This window comes from Mucilaginibacter sp. SG564, assembly GCF_013149275.1.
Taxonomy (GTDB): Bacteria; Bacteroidota; Bacteroidia; order Sphingobacteriales; family Sphingobacteriaceae; genus Mucilaginibacter.
Window position 1 is genome coordinate 346,073 of sequence record NZ_JABGNA010000003.1, and the last position, 23,250, is coordinate 369,322.

Genomic DNA, 23,250 nt, shown 5'->3' on the forward strand with positions numbered 1-23,250 from the left:
TTGGGTTTATAATTTTCCTAAATGTAACGGGTATGATACAACAGATGCAAGTGTTTTGAAAAATAATCTTTTTACCGGATGGGATAAAAAGTCAGCATAAGGTCATTTTGCCGTCTGTTTTATGTCATTATTCAGCTCTTATCTGTTAGCTGTTTAATGGCTAATTCCATATTTTCAATCGCTTTTGTTCTTCCATCATTAAGCATCGCTGTATGCTTATCGGCTATTTGAGATAAGGCCAGGCCAACTATCGCTTTATCATCAGTATTAATTCCAGACAGTACCATTGATGTTATCTTTTCGAACAAAGCTTTCAGGCGTTTTAAAATTTCGCCGCCCTCATTGGTTAGCTTTATTAAACGGGCCCTTTTATCGGCAGGGTCTATCCTTTCACTGATCAGACCCGCTTTGAGCATCCTGTTTAAAATATCTATACCCGTGGTAGGTTCCAGCAAAAGGTTAAAACTTACAATTTCGGTTTTACGAATTTCTCCTCCGGCCGCTATCGCTTCCAAAAGATAATACCAATCCAGTTCAAAGTTGGGTATTTGCCGAAGGGCAAGTTTATAGTAGGCTTTAAGGATGCTATTGGTTTTACCCAACTGTTTAGCCAGTTGCAGATCGGCTCGGCTGTTATCGGGCGCTTGTTTTTTATGTGCCGATAGATAGTTATAGCAAAAGCCTGCTACATCGGCATCCGCATGCTGTTCAGTATATTGTTGCCAGGCGGTAATGAGTTGTACTAAAGGTTGCATGCTCAAATATACAATTAATTACAAAACCATTGTATCTATATCGATTTCGTTTTATAATTGTAAAAAATAAATCAGACATGAAAAATTATATCGTATTATTCAGGGAACCCGATGGCCGTGTGGATGAACATCCGACAGAAGCCATCAAACAACACCAACAAAATTGGGCTGCCTGGTTCGGTCAATGGGGCGCTGCGGGTAAACTGGCTGGCGGCAGTGGGTTAACATTACAGGGCCGTATCATTAAAGAAGATGGCAGCATCATCACAGATATTCACCGGGTAGGCACCGAGATAGTTGGCGGCTACCTGCTGCTCAAGGCCGATGATCTTGATGAAGCCACACAAATTGCTGCCTCCTGCCCTATTTATGAGTTTGGCGGTTATGCCGAAGTACGCGAACTGCAAAATCAATAATAACGCAAGGCTAAGGTCCGGTATTAAACTGATTAGAATACAGGGGGCTCCGACGGTGCCAAAAACACTTCATACGATGGCTATAAACAGGGTGTTCCTCCGGAGCTTTGGTAATTTATAGCTCCAGAGGAGTATCTTGTTTATAGATAAACGAGGAAAAATTCATTGGCTCCTTCGGAGCCTCCTGTATTCGTATTGGTTACTTACCGGGACTCGTTTACATTTGTTTTATGGCTTCATCGCCATCTCCCCACTTTTTCTTTGAAATGTTTAACTTTGCGCATGCCAACGTCTGAGTTAACCGAAAACGATATTTATAATCACGACACCATCACCAGCGAAGCTGTTCAGTTTAGGGTTGCCGAAATTTGTGCCACCTATTGCAGTCTGAGTTCATACAATCGCCGGAATTTTTATAAGATCACCTTATCCCTGGGTGGTGAGGGGCAGTTATATTATGCCAACAGGGCCATCGAGATCAATAAACCCGCCCTGGTGTTCACCAATCCGCTGGTTCCTTATTCCTGGGAATGTGACCCGGCACAGCACATCGGATATTTTTGCCTTTTTACCGATGAGTTTTTACACCCGGGCAACCGTATGGAAAGCATGGAAGAATCGACCCTGTTTAAACCTGGCGGCGACCCGGTATATTTCCTGGATGAAACGCAGGTACAATATATCCAAAGCATTTTTAAACGCATGTTGCAGGAGTTTGATAGTGAGTACACTTACCGGTACGAGCTACTGCGCAACCACCTCAACCTCATTATTCATGAGGCTATCAAAATGCAACCGGCCATAGCCTATTTTACACCGCAGAACGCAGCCTCGCGCATAGCCAACCTGTTTTTGGGCCTGCTCGAGAAACAATTCCCTGTAGAATCGCCCAGGTATATGCTGGCGTTAAAAAAGGCCGGCGATTATGCCGATAGGCTATCGGTACACGTCAATCACCTCAACGCCGCCGTACGCGAAATAACCGGCCGATCCACCACCACGCATATTAACGAAAGGATACTGACCGAAGCCAAATCACTGTTAACGCATACCGATTGGAGCGTTGCCGACATCGCGCGCAGCCTGGGCTTTGATTACGCATCCTACTTTAATAACTTTTTTAAAAAACACACCGGACTTACCCCTATGGCTTTGCGCAAAACTCTTTGAAAAGTATAATTATTACTTTGAAACGTTTAGCAGGCGTTCAGGCCGTCCGTTTTAACTTTGCTTAACGAAAACATAAAAGCAACATTATTATGATACAAGCAAAAGCGTATGCCGCCCAAACGCCGGAAACTGACCTGGCGCCCTGGGATTTTGAACGCCGCGAGGTAGGGCCGCATGATGTACAGATAGAAATACAATATTGCGGTGTATGCCACTCCGACCTGCACCAGATCAAAAACGATTGGTTTCCGGGGATATTCCCGATGGTACCGGGCCACGAAATTGTGGGCAAAATTATTAAAGTAGGTGATCACGTTAAAAAATTCAAAGTAAACGAACTTGCCGGTGTTGGCTGTATGGTTGACTCCTGCCAGGTTTGCGAAACTGTAAAGACGGCCTGGAGCAATACTGCCTGGAAGGCAATACCCAAACTTACAACAACAAAGATCGCAGCGGCGTGCCTACCTATGGTGGTTATTCCAACACTATTGTAGTACGCGAGGAATTTGTACTGCATATTTCTGATAAACTACCGCTGGCCGCTACAGCACCCCTGCTTTGCGCCGGTATTACTACTTACTCGCCGCTACGTCACTGGAAAGTGGGCAAAGGCCATAAATTGGCCGTATTAGGTTTAGGTGGACTGGGCCACATGGGCGTTAAATTTGGCGCGGCCTTTGGTGCCGAAGTTACCGTACTGAGCACATCACCATCAAAAGAAGCTGAGGCTAAAGCTCTGGGTGCCCACCATTTTGTAGTAACATCCGATCCTGAGCAGGTAAAAGCCGTTAAAGGATCGTTTGACTTTATCCTGGATACCGTTTCGGCCGAGCATGATATGGATCTGTACCTGTCGTTATTAAGAACAAACGGTACTATCATTGGTGTAGGTGTACCATCAGAACCCTATTCCATCAGACCATTTTCGTTATTGGCTGGTCGTAAAAGCATGGCTGGTTCAGGTATCGGAGGCATCCCTGAAACTCAGGAAATGCTTGATTTTTGTGCCGAACACAATATCGTTTCTGATATTGAACTGATCGACATCAAGGATATCACCACTGCATACGAGCGCATGCTGAAAGGCGACGTACGTTACCGCTTTGTGATCGATATAGCAACCTTATAATTAGTGAATTATTGATTTGGTGAATTAGTGAATTTTCATTCAACATCGGCAGGTAAAAATTTTAATTGTTGATTATTGATTAAAAGACATAGCAACACTGTAATTGATTAACTATTGACTAAACTAAAACTAAAAGCGCCTTCCGGTTTCCCGGAGGCGCTTTTTTAGTTAGTGAATTTTGCCTGAACCATGATTTACACGATTTTTCACGAGTTAATTTTAATCGGTGTTCAAGAGGGCTCTGCCGTTTAAGGATTACCATGATTTATTGCCAGATCATCCCAACATGTTTGTCATCCTGAGGAACGAAGGATCTATTCTTAAACATGCACATCGTTTAATAGATGCTTCACTCCGTTCAGCATGACAATTTTTTTAATTATTGAATTAGTGATTAAAAAAATCTTCTTCCCCGTCAGCAGATAAGCTTCGGGCGAAAGCGGGCAGAACGATGATGGCCTTGTGCGATCGCAGGGGCATAGCAAGTTTTGCAGAAGAAGTGGAATTGTGTGAGCAAAGCGGGGCAAATAATTGCAGCCCGTGGTTCTGTCCGCATTGCAGGGTAAAGGCAATGAGCGCAAAGAAGCATTTCTGCTGAAGCCTTTTTGGTTACTTTTGTGGCGACATACGGCGAAGCCCTCTTGAGTACCTTAAAAAAAACAAACCACAACGAAAAAAGTAACTGGCCCTCCCGCGGCCAAGAGCGGGTATGCGCCATACAAACCAGCGAGTAGATCCTTCGCTCCACTCAGGATGACAAACCGTTCGTTTCCGTCACCTCCAAAAAAGAAGATTTTCGCATAAACATCTGGTAAAGAATATATTTATATTTGTATATCACCTGCTTAAAACTGTAATGAATTACCGTCAGTTATCACCGCCTGACTATCTCAAAAACCACATCCGCTTTTTCTGGACACTGGAAAGCGATGATTCGGCTGTGTTTAGCCGTTCTTTCAGAACCATGGCCGAAGGCTGCCCGGGCTTGATCTTTCAATCGCCGGATAAAGGGCCGATGTACCAGTTTGATAAAAAACTGCCCCATATTTTCATCTACGGACAATCAACCCGCCATGCCGATATCCAGTTCGGCGCTGTTTTTAGTACCATTGGCATCTGCTTTTTTCCTAACGCGCTCAAAGCCATATTCGGGTTTGACGCCTATGAATTGACCGACGATTGTACCTGTCTGGACCTGATAGCCCGCAAAGACGGCTTTTTATTATCAGAACAGCTCCTGGAGACCGATTCGCTCACCGATCGTATAGAAGCATTGAGCGCTTACCTGTTTTTTAAACTTCAAAGAAATACCCGGTATGAAGATGAGGCTATGCAGTTTGCCATAACACGCATAGCACAATCAAAAGGCAATGTTCAGATGAAGGAATTACAGGAGTATCTGCAGCTTTCGGAGCGCAGTTTTGAACGCCGGTTTAAGCAATATGTAGGTATCTCGCCCAAATTATATTCCCGGATCTCCCGGTTCCAGGCGGCCCTCAACCAGATCCGCCTTGGCCAGCACAGCCGCCTTACCGATCTGGCTTATGAGAATGACTATGCCGATCAATCGCATTTTATACGTTCGTTTAAGGAGTTTGCCGGCTGCTCACCCCTGCAATACCAAAAGCAATCCATGCAGCAGGTGGAGAATTTTTATGAGAAGGTGCTGTAAGTATCAAGCGTTTTGCAGACCGGACGCTTACTTCGCCTGTCCATAATAAGCTTTTACCAGTGTGGCCTTCCCATTATCATCCAAAACAGCTACATCGGCTACCAGCGCGCCGGTTTCCCGTTTGTAAATAATGGTGATGCCATCGGTTCCGCTCAGCATATCTATAAATTCAAAATACAGACCTGGGGCCAGGTCAAGGCCTTTCAAAAAATGTGCTCTTAGTTGTTCTTTCCCGCTGATCTTGCCATCGGCAATACCCCAGCGTTTGGTAACGGTGAGCGAGTAAAATACAATATCGTCGGTATAATGCGCCATGATCCGGTCAATGTCCCGGTTATTCCAGGCATCTATCCAGTCGAGCGCTATGACTTGCGTATCCATTTGGTATATTTATGATATATAAATATACGCTTTTAGTTTTTACAGACCAATGCTTCCACCTCTTCCGGAATCTGGACAGCCTTATTTCTGCCATCCTTTATTTTAAAGATCAGTCCGGCAAATAAAATACATACGCCGATAACGCCCAATGCCACAGGCAGTGTAAGCAGTTGGGCTATAAAGCCGATAAGTGCCGGGCCAGCCAGGATACCGGCATATGCCATAGAAGTAACCACCGGGAGCGCATAGGCTGGCGAAAGTCCCGGCATAGTGCCTGCCGTTGAAAATAGGATCGGAATGATATTAGCACAACCCAGCCCCACCATCAGGAAACCCGCCAGTGCCAAACTCACATACGGAAAACAAACCGCAAGTATCAATCCCGCGGAAGCGATAACGCTGCCCCATACAACCACCTTTAATCGTCCTACAGCAGCAATAACGCTGTCGCCTGTTAAACGCATGATGGCCATGGCTACCGAAAACATGGCATAACCAACACCGGCAAACTCAATACTTAAATGCCGGTTGGCGGTCAGGAAAACCGCGCTCCAATCCAGCATCGCTCCTTCGGCCAGGGCCGATATAAAGCAGATAGCACCCAATATCAGCAAAGCGGCTGAAGGAAACTTGAAACCTTTGGTGGATTTATCTTGTATTTCTGCCGGGTCATCACTCATTAAGCTGGAGAATTGCGAGTAAGTGATCAGCACCAATAAAACGGATATAAAAATAATGGTGGTCATGGCATCCAGCCCGGGCTTAAGCAATAAACCAAAGCCCAGCGAGCCCACCAAACCACCTATACTGTACAAACCGTGAAAAGACGACATGATATGTTTACCGTATGATCGCTGCACTTTAATAGCCTGCGCATTCATGGCTACATTAATGCCCCCGGTTGATGCCCCGAAAATGAGCAGACAGATACTCATTTGATAAGTATGATCAAGAATTAGTAACAAAGGTAATATGGCGGCAATCAAAGTGCCCGAAACTACAATCACCCGTTTACTCCCAAACCGGCTAACCAGTTTACCGGTAAGCGGCATAGTGATCATGGCGCCAACGCCAAAAAACAGTAGTAAAAGCCCCAGGCTGCCATTATCCAGCCCGAGCCTGGCTTTGGCCATCGGTACCAGTGGCGCCCAACTGGCAACACCTAAACCACAAACTAAAAACATTAAGGAATTGGCTATTCTGGCTTTTCTAAGATCGCTCATGATTCAATTTTTTTAAGGGTGATTGATTTCTCCTTGCAATAATATGCAATAAAAAGCAAATAATTGCATATATGTGCAAATATTTGCAATTATTTGCAAAAACAGATTCAATCATTTCTAAAAGAAGCACTGGCGGTTTAAGCGGAAAAATGACCAGTTCGGGGTTTCTATTGTCTATTTACCCCATTTAGCGGTTGAATTGAGGCAGTATTAAGCACAACTTTGTATCACAAAACAATAATTAAAACCATGGAAAAGAAAAAAGACATCCTTGCCGGCATCATTATTTTAGTTGCAATGGTCTTATTAACTATCTCAACTTCTGCCTCGGCACAGCAACAGGGAGTTAAACGTAACGATCTTCAACGTCACGATCTGAGCATTGCCGGATACGAAACCGTACAGGCACGCATCGATTTTGAGCCCGGGGCCCTGGCCGTTAAACACAAACACCCGGGCGAAGAGATTATCTACGTACTGGAAGGTTTATTGGAATACCAGGTAGGTGACAAATCTCCTGTTACGCTTAAAGCCGGCGAGGTATTATTTATTCCGGCGGGTACTGTCCACTCGGCTAAAAACGTGGGTAACATCCCAGCCAAAGAGCTTGCCACCTATGTGGTTGAAAAAGGAAAGCCGCTTGTTGTGCCGGTGAATTAAATATCATTACAATGCAAATAATCCCTCCGTTGCCAAAAGCATGGCAGCGGAGGATCATCATCTCCTTATAGCGATTAATTACTTTTTGCTTTAAGCAATCGCCTTATGGTAACCAAATGGGCGAAAAACACTGTAGGAACAATAAAACCGGGTAACCATACAAAAGGAAAATAGAACAAGGCCACACTGGGCTCATCAAACGCAAACCGCTGAAAAGGAAGGGGTGCCGACAATACCGCGGTTATTACAATATTGGCCAGCAATAACAAACAGATCACATTCCAGGCAAGCAATACTTTTTTGCCGAGCATCGGTTTAACGTAGCCAAAATACCAGACCAGTGGCGCGGTTATTCCGCAAAGGATGTCATAGTTCCGGCCTTCAAATGTCATTACCTGGGGGATCCCTTTATACAGGTGCAGCCAGTATAAAACCAGCTCAACCAGTATCCTTACTACATGGAGCAGGGTTAATATTTTCACATCAAAGCTATCCATTGCCCACCGTCCCCTTTTTATAAAAAATAAGGCGATTATGAACACCACCGGCGGCATTAATAAAAGCGCGAACCGTGGCGGCACCACGCTGGTTACCGTATAAAATCCCGACAAGCTGATAGCGCCCTGTAGTACCAGCCATAACAGGGTAATGATCATCACCGGTTTTGAATAATGTGTGGCTTTATACAACAGCAACAGCGTAACGATGACGCCAAGCGCAAACACAATATAGATATCAATTGGTAAATTTTCCATTGCTTAGTTATTTATAAAGCAAAGGAACTTAAATAAGGGCCGCCCCATCTTGCCAATTGGCAAGAAATGAACCTTTTACTATTTCTTTGAAAATTCTTTCCGGATCCGGCTTAGCGAAGTATCGGTAATACCCAGGTATGAGGCGATGTTTTTTAATGACATCTGTTGAAATATCCCGGGGTTGGTTTTTAGCAGATGCGCGTAGCGTTCTTCGGCGGTTTCGGTAATGGTCAGCAACATCCGGTTTTTCAACTCCGAAAAGCCTTTTACCAGTGTCCACCGGCCAAATTCCCTAAACTCCGGCAGCGTATGGAAAAGTTGATTGAGCTGTTCATAAGTGATATACCAGCCCTCGCAATCTGTTAAAGCCTGGATATTTTCTTTTGAGCGTGTACGGTTAAAAAAAGACGACACCTCCAATATGATCTGCCCCGGCGAACAAAAACCGGTAGTAACCTCATTCCCTTCTGTATCATGCGCAAATGTGCGCATGTACCCTTTTTCCAGGAACAGATATTGATCGCTTATTTTCCCGGCTGTTAAATGAAATTGATTTTTAGGAATGATTTTATGGTTAAACTGTCTAACAATTTCCTGCGCCGCAGATAACGAAACCAGGTTGGTGTTCAGCAAAAATGTAGTGAGGGTTTCTTTATCCATACAAACGATACTAATCAGGTAACTAATATACCAAAACCATCACTATAGGTAAGGCTCCTTCACCGTAGCGGGTGTTAAAAATCATATAATAATGGTAACTTTCCTATAAATATATTACCTGTTTCTTCAATCTGTAAATCCTATGAAAAAAGCAGCGCACAACCCGATCTTTAAAATTGCAAAACTCAACATACCCAAATTACTTACAGTAAGCTTTTTATGCGTGCCTTTAGTTTTTATTATAAGTGGATGTGCCGCCCAGTCGACACCAGCGCGTTCGTTGTTGGCCCTTTCTAAAAGTGATCATACGTTATCCATCATTGATCCGGTTAGCCTGAAAATTCTGGCAAGCGTTCCCGTAGGTTCAGATCCGCATGAGGTTATTGCCTCTGCCGATGGAAAAACGGCCTACGTTTCTATCTATGGTGGTGGTAGTCTGCACGAACTTAGTGTGATCGATCTGGTGGCGCAAAAGCCCCTGCCCTCTTTGGATACCAGGCCGCTGATGGGTCCGCATGGTTTGGCATTTGCCAATGGTAAGGTGTGGTTCTCGGCCGAGGGCTCCAAAGCTGTCGGCAGCTACGATCCGGCATCTGCCAAATTCGACTGGGCTATGGGGACCGGCGAGGACCGCACCCACATGATCTATGTAACCCGCGATGGAAAAAAGGTTTATACCACCAATGTTAACGCTGCAACAGTGAGCATTCTGGAGGATAAGGCCACACCCCCAGCCTATCACGAATGGGTGCAAACCGTTATCCCGGTGGCTAAAGGCTCCGAGGGCTTTGATGTATCGCCAGATGGCCGTGAGTTATGGACAGCTGGCGCCGCCAACGGTACCCTCTCTATTATCGATCTCGCTACCAAAAAGTTAACTGCCAATATCGACGCTAAGGCCGTAGGCGCCAACCGGCTCCAGTTTACCCCGGATGGCAAGCGTGTACTGGTGAGCAGCCTCAGAACCGGCGACCTGTTTATTTATGACGCGGCATCACATAGAGAGTTGAAACGCATCAATACCGGCCACGGCGCCGCCGGCATCCTGATAGATGACGATGGGTCACGCGCCTTTATTGGCTGCACCGGCGATAACTATGTAGCGGTGATTGATCTCAAGACCTTAACCGTAACCGGGCATATTGATATACGCGGAGCCGATGGCCTGGCCTGGGCGGTTAGACCGTAGGCCGATATTACTCAACTATTTTTATCCATTTTTTCCAACAGGGCCAGAATTTTGTCGAGTTTATCTGTTTCGATGGCGTTTAAGCGCAGTTGTAATTCTTCAATTTCTCTTTTGGCTTCCACATTGGTATGAAAATCCTCATTGGCCTGTGCCCGGTCGCGCTCATTCTGACGGTTTTGGGCCATCATGATAATCGGCGCGGCATATGCTGCCTGGGTCGAAAAGAGTAGGTTTAATAAAATATAAGGATACGGATCCCAGTGATCAACAAAAGCCACCACATTCAACAGCATCCACACGGCCACAATAATGGTTTGAATAATAATGAATCGCCATGAACCCATGCCCGCCGCTACCGAATCGGCCAATCGTTGCCCAAAAGCCAGTGAATCCGTATGTCTTTGATACCAATTTTTTTTACCGTTTGTCATTTTTAAAGGGGTTAAACTTTGTATGCTAAATATAAAAATTTAATTGGCCGGACTAAGCAGGTGCTTTTATGAAAAGAAAATCCCATCACGCGCCACTCGTGGTCTTCGTGATGGGAAATGATGTAAGTCTATTTTAGTACGCGCGAATCGCAGGCAGTAAATTACGGTTTGGACGATGGCGAGGCCAGAAACAACCTCTCCCCATTTTTAAAGGCCGCCACACCATCAAAATTTATCGATTCTGAAACCAGGTCTTTATCATAGGCAACCCTGCCCTGCCCCTCGTTGATAAATATGCCCGTTCCATGCGAATTGTCGATATTGATGATACCGTAAGTAACATTTTTTAAACTCGTACCATCTTTTGTTCCGGATAGCAGGATGCCGAAATAGGCAAATTTGGTTTTATCGGCCGAAACAGATTTCACCTTTCCATAAACGGTAAAATTATTGCCGCTGCCTGAGATGGCCGTAGTAATGCTGGTGTCTGCAGCGTTCAGAAAATATTTGCCAACTAACTTTATTCCAAAATCCTTGGTGCTTTGCTCAAAGAATTTCACGCTGGCATCATGAAAACTCTGACCGGGATAGTCGGTTTTGATATTACTTTTTTTCAGTATTAATGGGGCAATATGAAAAGCGCCCTCTACATTGGGTGGCGTTGTACCCTGGTTTACCGTCAGGCCTAATTTTGATAGGGTATCGATGTATTGCTGAGGCAGAATGTCCGAAATTTTCTTATTCAGGATCTCCTCCGGAGTAGGATTAACTTTGTCACTTTTTGAACAGGAAACTATCGTCACAGCAGATAGTAAACACAGCAGAACTAATAAATTTTTCATAGGTAAATGAATGATGATTGAATGTGATATCTAAATGTCTTTAGGGAGAGTTCAAAATTATATATGTTCTTACAATGCATCTATACCTACATTTGGGTATTTATTTGTACTGGTTTCTAAGTAATGGGATGGGAAATAGTTCCTATTCTACCGCAAGCGTCCCGCTTGTGGTCACCCTGATGATAACTGTACATAATCTATCTTAAATACCACAAGCGGGACGCTTGCGGTAGCGGGGGACGCCTGAATGGGCAAAGGCACATCAACTTCCGGTCTTGATACTTGATACTAACTACTTGATACTGACTACTCGCTACTTGATACTACTACGAAAGCGTATTCATAGGCTGCTCATCCAGCGTATGCACAGTATCTTTCTGGAGCTGGGTTTTGCGCAGGAAACGGAAGTGCAGTATACCGATGATGAGGGCCACCACGCCTTCCAGCATTACGGTATCGGCTGTGCCTATCCATTGCGAAACCGAGCCTACCAGCAAACCGCCAAGCGGCTGCATACCAAAAAATGCCATGGCGTAAAAGCTGATCACCCGGCCACGCATATCCGGTGTTACCGTGGTTTGTATCAGTGTGTTGCTGATGGTGATCTGCGACATCATCCCGAAACCGGTAACCGCCGCGAACAGCAAGGCCAGCGGGTAATTGGGCATGTGCGAAAAGATGACCAGTCCGGCGCCAAATATGAGCGTGTTAATAGCCAGTATCTTTTTGAGGTTATGACCCGGTTTTAGCGAAGCCAGGAATATAGCACCCGAAAATGCGCCCAGGCCTATCACACTATCCAAAACACCAAAGGTGGATGCCGTACCCTTAAAAATATCCTTGGCGTATACCGGTATCAGCGTGCTAAACGGCAATACCAATAAACTAATGGTGGCCAGCATAATGAGTATGGATTTGATGGATGGCGTATTGCTGATATAAACAAACCCTTCTTTGAGCTCCGAGAAAATATTTTTATCGTGTTTTTTAGATTCCATTTTGGGTAAACGCATCATCAGTAAGGAGCCTATTACCGCTATAAAGCTGATGGCATTGGCGCCAAAACATACGGTATCGCCAAATTTTTCCAGTACCAGACCGGCTATACCCGGACCAATCAACCGCGACAGGTTAACCATGGAAGAATTGAGGGCGAGGGCATTCGGCAGATCGGCCTTATTATCCACCATCTCATACACCAGCGATTGCCTGGCGGGCACATCAAAGGCATTAATAAAACCCAGTACGGCGCTCAGGGCTATGATCTCCCACACCACATAATGCCCCCAGAATATCAGCGCGGTAAGCAGCAGCGCCTGTATCATGGATGCCGCCTGTGTAGCCAGCAATAAACGGTAGCGGTTATAACGGTCGGCTGTTACACCACCCAGGAACGAAAATAAAAACGATGGGAACAAGCTGGCAAATAAGGTGAGCCCCAACATAAACTTCGAGTGGGTAAGCGAATAGATAACCCAGCTCACCGCCGTTTTCTGCATCCAGGTACCTACTAACGATATAGACTGGCCGGCAAAGTATAACCGGTAATTGCGGCTCTTGAAAGCATTAAATGTACTTATATTCATCTCTTAATAATGATTGAATTAGTGATTTAGTGAATTAGTGATTTTTGGGGAACCAACTCTTAATCAAAATCAACTAATTTGGTTAGCGGACCAATGGCCCGTTTCAGCAGTTCTTTTTCCTCCGCTGTGCAGGTAGCCTCCAGGGCCTTGTTGAGCCATTCGTTGCGCTCACTACGTACCTGGTACAACAGGGTTCGGCCAGCATCAGACAGGGTGATGATGGCCTTGCGCTTATCCGTTTCAGAAATACGCCTTTTGATCAGGTCCATCTGTAGCAGCTTGCTCAGTATTTGCGACATGCTTTGCGTGGTGATCTTCTCCATGGCGGCCAGCTCGTTGGGCAGCAACTCACCGTGTTTATCCAAAAGCGCGATGATGGACCGCTCGGTGAGCGATAACTTATCGGCTGTTGACGATTGTTTACGTAATTTTTTGATCAACCGTGTCACCACGGTACGCAGCTCAGAAGCCAGCAGGGAATCTTTTTGCTTTGTCATAATTCATCAAGTAAACTTATAAGTTTACCTTACAAAGGTAAGTATTATTTTATCTGGCTAAAGTCATAAAGAAAAAGAAGGGTTAACCTTAAAAGTGCGGTCCTCGAGCAATTCTCTCCCCACGGCAGGGAATTAAACTAACCTCTGTAACCTTAAATAATTTGACTAAAAAGTGCAACCTTTTTATTCCCGCTGCGTCTTGCATATAAACTATTGACTTATGCACCAATACCTTAAAATCATCAGCCTCACCATCCTATTACTCACCTTTTACATTCATGGCTTCGCGCAAAACGGTTTCTCCAATTCGCCCGACAGCGTCCGCTTTGTAACCGGCGATATCGACAATTTCTGGAAAGCTTTTGATCATTATAAAAAAGACACATCCATAAACACCTTTGGCAAAGAATATATCGACATTGGCAGCGATGGTGTAAAGGGCTTTACCCCTTATCGCATTCGGTGTCGACACAAAACCGCACCTTTGTGATCAGTAAATATGGAAGCCAAACACGACATAACCACGCTGGACGATATCAAACTACTGGTAGATACTTTTTATACCCGCGTAGCTGCCGATGCGCTGCTGGCCCCCGTTTTCACCGCGCGTTTGGGCGGGCACTGGCTGCCCCATCTGCAAAAAATGTATACCTTTTGGCAAACCGTACTACTGGACCAATATACCTATAACGGGGCACCTTTTCCGCCGCATGCCCGTTTACCGGTAGATGAGCAGCATTTTGAGGCCTGGCTTAACTTGTTCTCGGCCACCATCGATAACCTTTTCCTGGGCGAAAAAGCCGATGAGGCCAAATGGCGGGCAGGTAAAATGGCCCAGATGTTCCAGCTTAAAATAGCGCATATCAAAAACAACCCACGCAATATATTATAGCGGAATTACTGGTGTATAAGCGCATTTTTGTAATTTTGTACCGTGCCACCTATCGAAAAAAAAGTTACCGAAATTCCCAATCCCTTCGTCCCGGTGAAAAAGAAAGCTCCTGCTAAAAGAAAAACCGTGGCCCAAAAGAAAAAGGATCAAAAAAACACCGTATACTGGCGAATAGCTATCGTAGGATTGTTACTCATCCTGCTTTCGCCTTTTTATTATGGTTATGTTTTGCGTACTTTCAGCGCTACCTGGCGCTGGATAATGGATATAGGGCAGGATACCGGCTACCGGACTTACAAAAACTTTAACGTGCGTATCCCGGCAGGTTTTACGGTTCACGGCATCGATGTATCATCGTACCAAGGGAAAATAAACTGGCAAAAGGTAAAAGCCATGAATGATGATGATGTGCATATCACTTTTGCCTTTATCAAAGCTACGGAGGGCGTTTTAAGCGTTGATCCCTACTTTCAGCGCAACTGGCGCGAGGCCCCCAAGGCGGGCATCATCTGCGGGGCATATCATTACTTTTTACCACAGAAGAGCGGGGTATGGCAGGCCAGGTTCTTTTTGCAAACCGTAAAAATAGAAAAAGGCGACCTGCCCATGGTGGTTGATGTAGAGCAGTTGTACAGAACTCCGCCAGCCAAAATGCGCGAACAGCTGATGTCATTTGTAAATCACGTAGAAAACAAAACAGGGGTTAAACCTATTATTTATACCAACATCAGCTTTTACCAGGATTACCTGCAAGGTTATTTTGACGATTATACCCTCTGGATAGCACACTATTACCAACCGGTATTAAACATCAGCAAAAAAACCAACTGGCAATTTTGGCAACACTCAGATAAAGCGAGGATCAATGGTATCAATGAAAAAGTTGATTTTAATATTTTCAGGGGTGATAGTATAGCTTTTCGCAGATTGCTCATGAGCCAATGATTTTTTGTAACGGGAGAGCAGCTACAAACGTCAATAAAATAAAAACCATGAAAACACCCATATACCATTTCCTGATAGCTGTTGTCTTTTTAGTATCCTGCATGTTTTCATCCCAAAACGTACACGCCCAAGCCACTCAAAAACATGTTGACCAAAAGCTATACAATACCATTTTGCATATGGACAGTGTTTGCTTTGATGCCTATAACAACCGTGATCTGGAAACGCTGAAAAAAGTATTTTCCAAAGATCTGGAGTTTTATCATGATCTGGGTGGCCTTACCAATTATGAGCAAAACATCCAGGCTTTTGAAAGGACTTTCGCCCAAAATAAAGTTTCAGGCATGAAAAGAGAGCTGGTAAAAGGCAGTCTGGAAGTTTACCCGATTAAAGATTATGGCGCCATTGAGGTTGGTGTACACCGCTTTACCCATATGGAGGATGGCAAGCAAGTGGTTGGTCTGATGAAATTTTTGCATGTATGGCAATACAAAAACAACGAGTGGAAAATTACACGAATAGTTAGTTACGATCATTAATCCGGTTTCTTTAACGGGATAAACAAGGGTACACTATTTACCCACGAAGCACTTATTACAGTTGCAGATAAACCTTATCTTTATAAATTAAGTAACCTAAATCACCCTGTATATGAAGAAGTTCCTGCTGATCCTCATCATTTCAAGTGCATCATCTGCCTATATGGCTTTTGCACAACAAAGAACATGGCATTCTCAGCTTAAAAAAGCAGGTTGGCTAATAGGCGAATGGAAAAATCAGACCCTGAAAGGCCTGTCTGTAGAAAGCTGGAAAAAGCTAAATGATTCCACCTTACTGGGTAAAAGCTATGTATTAAGAGGTACAGACACTGTATCTGTCGAGCACATCCGACTGGAAGAACATCACGGTAACCTGTATTATATCCCTACGGTTAAAAACCAGAACGAAGGCAAACCGGTAACTTTTACCATGACAACATCATCGGCTGATCATTTTGTTTTTGAGAATCCGGAGCATGATTTCCCGCAAAAAATCACCTATAACCGTATCAACAAGGATAGTCTAGTAGCCGAAATTTCGGGAACATATAAAGGAAAGCAACGCGCTATAAAATTTCCGATGGGGCGGATAAAATAATATAGCCTACAAAACGGAAAAACCGCTGGCGGAATGCCAACGGTCTTTTCTGTTTATATAAAATGAGAGATTAGTTTACTTTATTCACCCTGCCCGAACCGGTGTACCTGGTTTCGCCAATGGTGGCATTGCCCGAGTACGAAACGCCTCCTGAACCGGTGATACGTGCGGATACAGTTTTATTGGCGATAATAGAAATGCTGCCCGAGCCACTGATGCTTGCGGCCAATGTTTCTGTAGTTAAGCCAGTACCGTTAATCTCACCAGAACCACTGATACGAAATTGAGCCGATTCGGTATTGCCTTTAATGTGTATACCACCAGAACCACTGATGCGTGTTTCTAAAGCGGATGCTTTTACAGCCACACGCATATTGCCAGATCCGCTTAATATTACGGATACGCTTTGACCAGTCAGGACACCATCAAGATCAAGATTACCAGAGCCGCTGTTGCTCAATCCGTTTAACGATTTGGCGGTAACATAAATGTCGCCCCGTTTAATGTTATGGTTACGCAGGGAAAAATTACGACGGAAGCCTATTTTTAAAACACCGCCTTCTACATCGGTTTTAACATCGTTTACTACATCGTCGTCAACATCCAAACGAACGCTTTCCGTACCGCCAATTTTAACGTGCACATTAAAGGGACCGCCCGATTCTATACTGCTAAAGCCAGAAACAGATCTGGTTTGCCCGCTTTGGGCGAATGTATTTAAAGATAGCATGGTTATAGCCAATGTAAACAGGATAAAGATTTTTCTTTTCATAATTCGATTGTTTTTTAGGAGACGCTATATAATGGCAAATAGTTGCAACAAATAATGAAGGATAGGTATTTTCTTTCCGAAAGAGGTTATTTTATTATTTTGGATGAAGTTAGTATATAAAGTTCCTATTTAAATGCCCGATCAGTCTGTCCGTTTTAACAAAACCCGTATAGCTCCTACCCCCAGCGGCTTTTTGCATTTGGGTAATATTCTGTCGTTTGCGCTGACGGTTGCATTGGCCAAACAACATGGAGCTAAAATATTGTTAAGGATAGACGATATTGATCAGGCCCGTGCTGATGAAAAATATATACAGGATATTTTTGACACCCTGAATTTTTTAGAGATCCCCTGGGATGAAGGTCCCCGTAATGTTGAAGAATTTAAAAACACCTACTCGCAAATACACCGGTTGGAGCTTTATGCCGAAGCTAATAAACAATTAAGGAACAATGGATTCCTGTTTGCCTGCACCTGCTCGCGCAAACAACTGGAAAAAGAAACTTGTACCTGCTTCAATCGTAAAATTCCGCTGGATACAAAAGATGCAGCATGGCGCTTGCATACCCACAATAACCGCGAGCTAACCATCGGGGATTACAATGGGCAAACCGTGGCCATTAATTTACCTATGGACATGCAAAATTTTGTGGTCAGGAAAAAAGACGGGTTTCCCGCCTACCAGCTTACTTCGGTAATAGACGACCTGTTTTATGGTATCGACCTGATTGTCCGCGGGCAGGATCTTTGGTCATCTACTTTGGCTCAGCATGAGTTGGCATTGGCTCTGGGTAAAAACGAATTCCGGGATATTACTTTTTATCATCATCCTCTGCTTACAGATGAGCAGAACCAAAAACTATCCAAATCGGCAGGAGCCACTTCGGTACTTTACCTGCGTCAAAACGGTAAAACCCAGGCGCAAATTTATACAATGATAGCCGGTATGCTGGGGCTCAATATAGCTATCAGCAGTTGGGAACAGCTGGCAGATGCAGTACTATCCTTTTATAAAAACAACCCTGCTCCGACAATGGCGGAACAGGGTCTGACATTTAAGTTTAGTTGGTGCTTATACGGTGTACACTGAGATTATCGTAATAGATATAATCGGTAGTATTGGCCGTCCAATAATCCTGGCTTCCCCCTCTGAAGGTATGCCAGGTTAGCTGGTCAATCATCCGTTTAGAGTCATTGGTTGTCCATCGGATATCCTGGTCAAGCACAACGGTACCGTCAATCACAATTTGAGCATGGCCATTGGTATTGCTGCCTGTATTGCTTTTAATATACATGTGCACATGATACCATTGCCCTTTAACCAGGGCGCCACTTGTAGGATAGGCTTTACCAAATGTATCGCCAAAGTTGTTGCCTGATGACGGGCCACCATTCATATCCTTGTAATAAAGATATGGCTGAAAATATACCCGACCTGGGTTAGAGTTTGGCGAATACCACATTAAGCGTAAAGTTCCGCCGTTGCCATCCCAGGCAGCGTCGCCACCGGTATTGTGCTCGCCTATACCGAAACCGAAGCCTACTTTACCGCCACGGCTCCAGTTAAACTGGCTGTGGAATTTTACATCATAGTCCATTTCGTAAGCGGTACCTGCCCCTATACTGATATTGGTTACCAAACCACCCGCACCCGAAAGCTGACCAGGCAACAGTGTAACACGGCTGCCTACGGTATTATCCTTACCATTGGTAGTGTAAGCCCTGTCGTTCCAGGAACTCGTATTACCCAAATCGGCATTGGCTTGCGACTGGGTGTAGGTAGCCCCGTTAGTCCGGTTATTCCAGTTGGCAGTAAAGCTGCTGTTTACCGCATCGACCGCCAGATTAGGGCCGTTTACAACGGGCTGTTTGTCATCAACATTGTTTGGCGCATTCGCTTCCTTTTTGCAGGCGGTAAGCGAGAGACCGATAAGCATGATAGCTGCCCCCGATCTTAAAACGTTCTTTTTCATAGTACTGGTTTTAAATGATAAATTGGTTAATTGGTTATAGTTAAAAGTTGATGATTTGCTGCAGCGGTTTTCAACTGTAAAACTCAGGATTGTATATCGGCTTAGTGATAAGGTTAAAGCGGATATAAATGAAATGTACAAGCATGGCAATGCCCTGCGAAATGTGTTATTTTTCCAATTCCGTTAAAATTTTAATAAATAATTATTTGATGTATTGACTGCGGTTTAAGCTCCAAATGAGTACTGACTTCCATTTGGTTAATTGGTTATTGTACAGGCGGTGAGCACTGTAACATCATATCAAAACTATTTAACTAAAAGATAATATTGCAACAATATCCCGATTTTATTTGCGCAATCGTTTTCGTAAAAACCCTCATAATCACACCACTTAAATCTAATTATAGCAAAAACATGGGAGACTGTTGAATACTAACCAGGCCAATAACGCAGGACTATAAATATCTATTTTTTTGTATTATAATGTAAAATACATCTTTCAACGATTTATTTCTTACCCACTCAATTAATCATGAAAAAGAGGCCGTTTCGCGGTAACCGCTGTTTGCCTTTAAGGGCAAACTGGCAGGTCACAAAACATCACCTTCTGACCCTCGTCAAGGCCTCTTCATAAAAACTTCATGAATTACCAAATAAATGACAGAGACTTAAAAAGCTTGTTATTTCTATTATTTAGGCAATATTTGGCTTGGATAAATCTCTTTTTATTAAAATCTTGAACTTATTTTGTTTGAGGTATTATTTTCTGTATCTAAATAATTACAAAACAGTTGATAGGTAAAACTGTATTTTTACAGCAGTTAAAATTATGTCGTGAAAACGCGGAAACAGATCATAAAGCAATGTATCGTTTTATCACTTTTAGTGATATTACAGGCTATATCTTTGATCCACATCGCTTCGATGCCCAGGTTCTATACTCCGATCGACAAGTCTCAATCGTCTTCAAGTGTAGATCTTCTTCATAAAAACCAAAGCGCGGGTAATGTAAGGATACCTTTTCAGCGAGGCATCGAAAACAACCGTAAAGCTTTAATAACCCCTCCAGATAAGGATTTTGTCCTTATTTTATCTTTCTTTTTAGGTAGCCTTATTTCACTGGCTATAGTTAAAAAACATAACACTCATGTAAGTCAACCAGGTGCACTATCACCGAGTTCATATCTGAGATTGTGTACGCTTAGGATCTGATTCTCTCCTGCTATTTCCTGCTCTAATTGATTGAAGCTTCTCATTAACAGAGGTTCCGATTCACGATATGTATTATTCCGGTTTTCATATGGAATAATATCTCAGTTTGTTCAGCTGTTTTTTAAAATCTATTGCTCAAAAAACAAGCAGATAATCATCAACTGAACCATCATCCTGATAAAACTAAATACGGATGTGCCGGAAGGCACAAACAATATGTTTTGAAATGAACAAAATACATTTTAATATTAAGCACAACCTTTTCGTTGTATTCGCGGGTTTGCTACTCTTATCATTGAGCGCACAGGCGCAAAATGCTAAGCCTAAAACCAAATCGTTCCCAGTTCCGGAAAATATCCCGGACACTAATAAAGTTGGCTTTCCTGTTATGCCCAACGCTACAAACCCGGGCAACAGCAGCGATCAGTACATGACACTGAAACAATGTATCGAGTATGCTATGATCCATCAGCCAGCGTTAAATAAATCACTGATCAATGTCGATATCGCCAAAACAACCAATGCCATTAATCTGTCGGCCTGGTTGCCCCAGGCCAATGCCAATGGTAACCTCATCCATTATATACAGCAATCTAACGCCAATATATCAACAGGTGTGGGTACCGGTGGCACTACCACCGGCAGTACGGGTACCGGCACTGGCTCAAGCACTAATGTGCGTTCGAGTTATTCCAATACATTTATTCCCGAGCTGGCTGTTACACAAGCTATAGTGAGCCCTAATTTATTATATGCTGCTAAAACTGCCCCCTTGCTGGTTAAACAAGCCCAGCAAGTAACTGATAGCACCAAAATATTCCTGGTATCGGCAGTAAGTAAATCATTCTATAATGTATTGCTTACACTACAGCAGATCAACGTTTTAAAAGAAGACACTACCCGCCTGGGTAAAAACCTTCGCGATACTTACCACCAATATAAAGGCGGTATTGTTGATGAAACGGATTATCTGCAGGCAACCATCACCCTCAACAATTCCAGGGCTCAGCTTAAGCAGGCCAATGAAAATGTGGTACCTCAATACGCTGCTTTAAAACAATTAATGGGTTATGAGCCTGATAAGGATTTTAATGTCAGTATCGATACCGTACAGATGATGAACGATATCCAGATCGATACTACCAAGCAGCTGCAATATGAAAAACGGATAGAGTATCAACAGATCCAAACCAAAAAGGATTTGCAGCTTCAATTAAGCAGCTATTACAGGTATCAGTTTTTACCTTCCGTATCGGGATTTTTTAACTACAGTGCACAGTTCGCGAACAACAGTTTTCCGAATCTTTTATCCAAATCCTACCCAAGTTCGTTGGTAGGTTTATCCATCAGCATACCCATATTTACCGGGTTTGCGCGCCTGCATAATTTGCATAAATCGCATTTGCAGGAACAACTGATCGGTTGGGACGAGGCGGATCTGAAACTGCAATTACATAAAGAGTATGCCACAGGATTGGCCGATTACCGGAGTAACCTTTACAACTTTAATGTTCAGCAGAAAAACGTGGCCATGGCCAAGCGGGTATACTTTGTGGTCGACCTTCAGTACAAACAAGGTATTGTGGCTTACCTGAATGTTATAACCGCCGAATCGAACTTAATTACCGCAGAAATCAACTACACCAACGCGCTGTTCCAGCTGCTTTCGAGCAAAATCGACCTGGAAAAGGCAATGGGAGATATCACTTATTAATATAAAAAACCAACTCCATGAAAAGAGTATTTTTAAATGCCATTTTTATAAGCCTTACTATTCTGGCAGCGTGCAATAAAAAGCAACCACCCGTTAATCCTGAAGTTCCTGTTAACCTGTTTAAGGTAAAGGAAAAACATGTGCTGTATTATGATCAATACCCTTCAACTACGGCGGCTCTTAGCCAGGTTACGCTGTTGCCACAGGTACAGGGTGCTGTAACAGGTATATTTTTTACAGAAGGTACTCATGTAAAAAAAGGTCAGAAATTATACGAGATCGATAAGCGTATATACCAGGACAGCTATGATGCAGCGGTGGCCAACCGCAAGGTAACCGAAGGCACATTAGTACAATCGCAACAGGATGCCGATCGCTATGATTACCTGAACAAATATAATGCTGTTGCTAAACAACTTTATGACCACGCGGTAATTACGCTGCAAAACGCGCAAAGCCAGGTTAAATCGGCAGATCAGGCGGTAAAAACGGCCCGCACAAATTTAAACTACGCTACCGTATATGCCCCTTTTGATGGCACCATCGGTTTTAGCCAGGTAAAATTAGGCAACGTGGTTACCAGCGGTTCCACAATGTTGAATACCATATCGACCGATGATCCTATGGCTGTTGATTTTGTGATCAACGAAAAGCAGCTACCTCGTTTTGAGCTGTTACAGCAAAACAAACAGCAAACCACCGATTCACTTTTTACCATTCTATTGGCTGATAATAGTCTTTATCCCATCAACGGAAAAATTTCGGTGATCGACCGTGCGGTTAATTCACAAACAGGTTCTATTACTATCAGGCTTGTGTTTCCAAATCCCAAAGGTATGCTTAGGGTTGGGATGAGCTGCGTAGTGCGGGTTCATAACCAGGAGAAAGGTCCGCAGTTGCTGGTTCCGGGCAAAGCCGTGGTTGAGCAAATGGGCGAATACTTTGTGTATACCGCTAAAGACAGCCTGATGAACAATCCAAAAGCAGGTGCCGACTCTGCCAAGCAAAAGATAAAGAAACTGGTTGCAGTGCAGAAAAAGGTTCAGGTCGGTCAAACTATAGGACCTAATATGATCATCAAAACTGGTATTAACAGCGGAGACCGGATTGTGGTTGACGGCGTGCAGCTTTTACATGATGGCTCACGAATTACAACGGCTAATAAGGTTGGGCCATCAGCCGGTGGCAGGGGCGGACGCTAATAGCATCGCCAAAAAACACAATCTGAAATTTTTAGAC

At 43.8% G+C, this 23,250-nt stretch carries 24 protein-coding genes and 1 pseudogene; 14 read left to right on the plus strand and 11 right to left on the minus strand.

Features of this window, described 5'->3' with window-relative positions; genetic code table 11:
- Nucleotides 1-131: 131 nt before the first annotated feature.
- Entirely contained in the window at nt 132-755 is a 624-nt protein-coding gene (locus tag FHW89_RS08970; RefSeq protein ID WP_172334690.1) for a MarR family winged helix-turn-helix transcriptional regulator, read from the minus strand.
- A 77-nt stretch (nt 756-832) separates the two neighbouring features.
- On the opposite strand from FHW89_RS08970, the gene FHW89_RS08975 reads away from it, so the two are divergent.
- The 4 genes and pseudogenes from FHW89_RS08975 (at nt 833) to FHW89_RS08990 (ending at nt 5,142) form a co-directional block, all read left to right on the plus strand.
- Nucleotides 833-1,171, plus strand: coding sequence for a YciI family protein (locus tag FHW89_RS08975; RefSeq protein ID WP_172334691.1), 339 nt, complete (start codon nt 833-835; stop codon nt 1,169-1,171).
- 282 nt (nt 1,172-1,453) lie between these two features.
- The gene (locus FHW89_RS08980) at nt 1,454-2,341 is read left to right on the plus strand and encodes an AraC family transcriptional regulator (protein ID WP_172334692.1); all 888 of its coding nucleotides are present in this window, start codon (nt 1,454-1,456) and stop codon (nt 2,339-2,341) included.
- A gap of 89 nt (nt 2,342-2,430) precedes the next feature.
- Nucleotides 2,431-3,470: pseudogene (locus FHW89_RS08985) on the plus strand (NAD(P)-dependent alcohol dehydrogenase).
- An 856-nt stretch (nt 3,471-4,326) separates the two neighbouring features.
- Nucleotides 4,327-5,142, plus strand: a complete 816-nt coding sequence (locus FHW89_RS08990; protein ID WP_172334693.1) for a helix-turn-helix domain-containing protein — start codon at nt 4,327-4,329, stop codon at nt 5,140-5,142.
- Nucleotides 5,143-5,169: 27 nt separating this feature from the next.
- Here the strand turns inward: FHW89_RS08990 and FHW89_RS08995 are convergent, their stop codons facing one another.
- Nucleotides 5,170-5,523 (minus strand): nuclear transport factor 2 family protein, encoded by a 354-nt coding sequence (locus FHW89_RS08995; RefSeq protein WP_172334694.1) that lies wholly within the window; start codon nt 5,521-5,523, stop codon nt 5,170-5,172.
- A 32-nt stretch (nt 5,524-5,555) separates the two neighbouring features.
- Nucleotides 5,556-6,746, minus strand: a complete 1,191-nt coding sequence (locus FHW89_RS09000; protein WP_172334695.1) for an MFS transporter — start codon at nt 6,744-6,746, stop codon at nt 5,556-5,558.
- A gap of 249 nt (nt 6,747-6,995) precedes the next feature.
- Here FHW89_RS09000 and FHW89_RS09005 point away from each other — a divergent pair, with 249 nt between their 5' ends.
- On the plus strand, nt 6,996-7,406 hold the full coding sequence (locus tag FHW89_RS09005; RefSeq protein ID WP_172334696.1) for a cupin domain-containing protein: 411 nt from the start codon (nt 6,996-6,998) through the stop codon (nt 7,404-7,406).
- A gap of 74 nt (nt 7,407-7,480) precedes the next feature.
- On the opposite strand, the gene FHW89_RS09010 is transcribed toward FHW89_RS09005, so the two are convergent.
- Both FHW89_RS09010 and FHW89_RS09015 read right to left on the minus strand, forming a co-directional pair.
- Complete coding sequence (locus FHW89_RS09010; RefSeq protein ID WP_172334697.1) at nt 7,481-8,161, minus strand: hypothetical protein; 681 nt, start codon at nt 8,159-8,161, stop codon at nt 7,481-7,483.
- Between the two features lie 78 nt (nt 8,162-8,239).
- A complete protein-coding gene (locus FHW89_RS09015) occupies nt 8,240-8,821 on the minus strand; it encodes a Crp/Fnr family transcriptional regulator (protein WP_172334698.1) in 582 nt (193 codons plus the stop codon).
- Between the two features lie 142 nt (nt 8,822-8,963).
- Between FHW89_RS09015 and FHW89_RS09020 the strand changes: the two genes are divergently transcribed.
- A complete protein-coding gene (locus FHW89_RS09020) occupies nt 8,964-10,010 on the plus strand; it encodes a YncE family protein (protein ID WP_172334699.1) in 1,047 nt (348 codons plus the stop codon).
- Nucleotides 10,011-10,021: 11 nt separating this feature from the next.
- Here FHW89_RS09020 and FHW89_RS09025 read toward each other — a convergent pair whose 3' ends face one another.
- From FHW89_RS09025 to FHW89_RS09040, 4 genes are all read right to left on the minus strand, one after another.
- Nucleotides 10,022-10,441 carry a DUF1003 domain-containing protein gene (locus FHW89_RS09025; protein ID WP_172334700.1) on the minus strand — a complete coding sequence of 140 codons (420 nt, stop codon included), beginning with the start codon at nt 10,439-10,441 and terminating at the stop codon, nt 10,022-10,024.
- A gap of 161 nt (nt 10,442-10,602) precedes the next feature.
- Nucleotides 10,603-11,283, minus strand: a complete 681-nt coding sequence (locus tag FHW89_RS09030) for a hypothetical protein (protein ID WP_172334701.1) — start codon at nt 11,281-11,283, stop codon at nt 10,603-10,605.
- A 326-nt stretch (nt 11,284-11,609) separates the two neighbouring features.
- Nucleotides 11,610-12,869 (minus strand): MFS transporter, encoded by a 1,260-nt coding sequence (locus FHW89_RS09035; protein ID WP_172334702.1) that lies wholly within the window; start codon nt 12,867-12,869, stop codon nt 11,610-11,612.
- 59 nt (nt 12,870-12,928) lie between these two features.
- Complete coding sequence (locus FHW89_RS09040) at nt 12,929-13,366, minus strand: MarR family winged helix-turn-helix transcriptional regulator (protein WP_172334703.1); 438 nt, start codon at nt 13,364-13,366, stop codon at nt 12,929-12,931.
- 220 nt (nt 13,367-13,586) lie between these two features.
- Between FHW89_RS09040 and FHW89_RS09045 the strand changes: the two genes are divergently transcribed.
- The 5 genes from FHW89_RS09045 (at nt 13,587) to FHW89_RS09065 (ending at nt 16,340) form a co-directional block, all read left to right on the plus strand.
- Nucleotides 13,587-13,856, plus strand: coding sequence for a hypothetical protein (locus tag FHW89_RS09045; RefSeq protein WP_172334704.1), 270 nt, complete (start codon nt 13,587-13,589; stop codon nt 13,854-13,856).
- A 9-nt stretch (nt 13,857-13,865) separates the two neighbouring features.
- Complete coding sequence (locus FHW89_RS09050; protein ID WP_172334705.1) at nt 13,866-14,258, plus strand: group III truncated hemoglobin; 393 nt, start codon at nt 13,866-13,868, stop codon at nt 14,256-14,258.
- Nucleotides 14,259-14,300: 42 nt separating this feature from the next.
- Complete coding sequence (locus FHW89_RS09055) at nt 14,301-15,203, plus strand: glycoside hydrolase family 25 protein (RefSeq protein WP_371742439.1); 903 nt, start codon at nt 14,301-14,303, stop codon at nt 15,201-15,203.
- A 47-nt stretch (nt 15,204-15,250) separates the two neighbouring features.
- On the plus strand, nt 15,251-15,742 hold the full coding sequence (locus FHW89_RS09060; protein ID WP_172334706.1) for a nuclear transport factor 2 family protein: 492 nt from the start codon (nt 15,251-15,253) through the stop codon (nt 15,740-15,742).
- A gap of 112 nt (nt 15,743-15,854) precedes the next feature.
- Entirely contained in the window at nt 15,855-16,340 is a 486-nt protein-coding gene (locus tag FHW89_RS09065) for a DUF6265 family protein (protein ID WP_172334707.1), read from the plus strand.
- A 70-nt stretch (nt 16,341-16,410) separates the two neighbouring features.
- Here the strand turns inward: FHW89_RS09065 and FHW89_RS09070 are convergent, their stop codons facing one another.
- Nucleotides 16,411-17,112 (minus strand): GIN domain-containing protein, encoded by a 702-nt coding sequence (locus FHW89_RS09070; RefSeq protein WP_172334708.1) that lies wholly within the window; start codon nt 17,110-17,112, stop codon nt 16,411-16,413.
- A 133-nt stretch (nt 17,113-17,245) separates the two neighbouring features.
- On the opposite strand from FHW89_RS09070, the gene FHW89_RS09075 reads away from it, so the two are divergent.
- Nucleotides 17,246-18,202 (plus strand): glutamate--tRNA ligase family protein, encoded by a 957-nt coding sequence (locus FHW89_RS09075; RefSeq protein WP_172334709.1) that lies wholly within the window; start codon nt 17,246-17,248, stop codon nt 18,200-18,202.
- On the opposite strand, the gene FHW89_RS09080 is transcribed toward FHW89_RS09075, so the two are convergent.
- On the minus strand, nt 18,174-19,085 hold the full coding sequence (locus tag FHW89_RS09080; protein WP_172334710.1) for a polysaccharide lyase: 912 nt from the start codon (nt 19,083-19,085) through the stop codon (nt 18,174-18,176). The genes FHW89_RS09075 and FHW89_RS09080 overlap by 29 nt on opposite strands.
- Before the next feature lie 1,438 nt (nt 19,086-20,523).
- Between FHW89_RS09080 and FHW89_RS09085 the strand changes: the two genes are divergently transcribed.
- Both FHW89_RS09085 and FHW89_RS09090 read left to right on the plus strand, forming a co-directional pair.
- Nucleotides 20,524-22,011: a TolC family protein gene (locus FHW89_RS09085; RefSeq protein ID WP_172334711.1), complete on the plus strand. Its 1,488-nt coding sequence runs from the start codon at nt 20,524-20,526 to the stop codon at nt 22,009-22,011.
- Between the two features lie 17 nt (nt 22,012-22,028).
- Complete coding sequence (locus tag FHW89_RS09090; protein WP_172334712.1) at nt 22,029-23,213, plus strand: efflux RND transporter periplasmic adaptor subunit; 1,185 nt, start codon at nt 22,029-22,031, stop codon at nt 23,211-23,213.
- Nucleotides 23,214-23,250 lie beyond the last annotated feature (37 nt).